Here is a 1,476-nt window from a genome sequence, read left to right as displayed (position 1 = left end):
CCTGACGCAGTAGGACCCATCAAAAATACGGCGGGAGGGAGCCGCTTTTCCTCATACGGGGGCATAAACGAATCTGTACCTGAAAATAATGTAAATGTGATTCTATCAGGGATCAGGGATTGGAAGCATTACTCTTAAGTCACGATGGAGAACTTTTTCTTGCAAAAGGTGATGGACCGTATATGGAGCTTAATTTTTCAGAATCTACCTTAGCTGAAAAGAGCTTGGAACAGTGTTATCAGAAAACAACTGCTTCAATGCTTGATCCAGATCTTTAAAACTGGAAAAATTATTCAGGGCTTGTTTCAGTTCTACGGAATTTTTGTTCAAATTTTCAATAAAAGTGCCAATGTCATATTCAGTGAGATTGTCAAATAAGTTTTTCCAGTCAGGCGCTATTAACAGTTCCCCGCCACTGTCGTTGTTACTGTCAAATCCGGTATAACCACAATCTCCCCTGAATTTATATACGCTGCCATCCTGGAATTCTCCAAACATAATCCAACTGTCTTCATCATTTTCTCCCTCCTGGTAAGAGAAGACTCTTTTAATCTCTCTGCAGTCAGTCGTGTATGCAGTCATACCGGGCTGCGGTGTTCCCCTGGTCTCCCAGGAACCTATATCAGCTAAATAGGAAGACCATGCATAATCAAGGTTCCAGGACGACTCATCAATCTCCAGTGGAGTAAATACAATATTTTTCACCCTATCTTTAATGCTGGAAAATGAAGGATTAAACTCTGAACTGATTATTAATGATGCACCAAGTCGGCGAAGTTCATCAAGTTTCAGGTACTGAATTAAACGATCACTGATACAGGGAGTATTTAATGCCTGGGAGTAAATTTTGTCACTCACCGGTATTTTATTGTCAACTGTTATGGTATCCAATGTTTTACTATTAGTGGTGTTTGGTGTTACTTCTGTATTGACTTGACCATGATTAGTTGTGGTAGTTACCTGTAATGAGTTTAATGCATTTGCCAATGGTGTAATATCCATAACAGCCTCTCTGATTTACTTTTTGAGCACGGTTTTTTTAAAAAGTTCAAAAAGCAGGACAAGTTGACCGAGGTATCAATGAAGTATGAGGTATTGAGAGACAATACCGTGACCAGTCGTGGCATTCTGTGATTTATGAAAGTAGTTCTGGCACATTACTACCATCTGTGTTTTTAAGGAGTGATTCTTCGGAGCGCAGCCCATTGAGAAACATGTCCCAATCGAATTCATCTTTATTACTTAAAGCGAGTGCCTCTTTTAAAAAAAACGCTTTGTTAAGTTTTTTTATATCCACTTCCTCATTTTCAATCATACTGGCCAAGGTATACAGTTTGTTATCTTTTTCTTCAACGTTGTCCAATTGATTTACTTGCGTTGCAATACCTAAAAAACAAAATGAAAATAATGTGGCAGATTCACCAACTTTTGAAATCATTTTGTTTTTTAGGTATTGCAACGCAAGTAAATCAATTG

General features: G+C 38.3%; 2 protein-coding genes. Both read right to left on the bottom strand.

What is annotated here, in order from left to right:
- Window positions 1-204: 204 nt before the first annotated feature.
- Window positions 205-1,002 (bottom strand): hypothetical protein, encoded by a 798-nt coding sequence (locus KDK13_RS07055; protein WP_257284270.1) that lies wholly within the window; start codon window positions 1,000-1,002, stop codon window positions 205-207.
- 133 nt (window positions 1,003-1,135) lie between these two features.
- Window positions 1,136-1,476 (bottom strand): hypothetical protein (locus KDK13_RS07050; protein ID WP_257284269.1); only part of this gene is annotated, 341 nt, incomplete at its 5' end.

This window comes from Endozoicomonas sp. SESOKO1, assembly GCF_024606265.1.
GTDB lineage: Bacteria > Pseudomonadota > Gammaproteobacteria > Pseudomonadales > Endozoicomonadaceae > Endozoicomonas.
The sequence above is the reverse complement of the archived record's forward strand: the minus strand, read 5'-3'. Positions and strand labels throughout refer to the sequence as shown.

Excerpts from the sequence above, each read along its gene's own strand:
- KDK13_RS07055 (WP_257284270.1), bottom strand. The coding sequence starts at position 1,002 with ATGGATATTACACCATTGGCAAATGCATTAAACTCATTACAGGTAACT.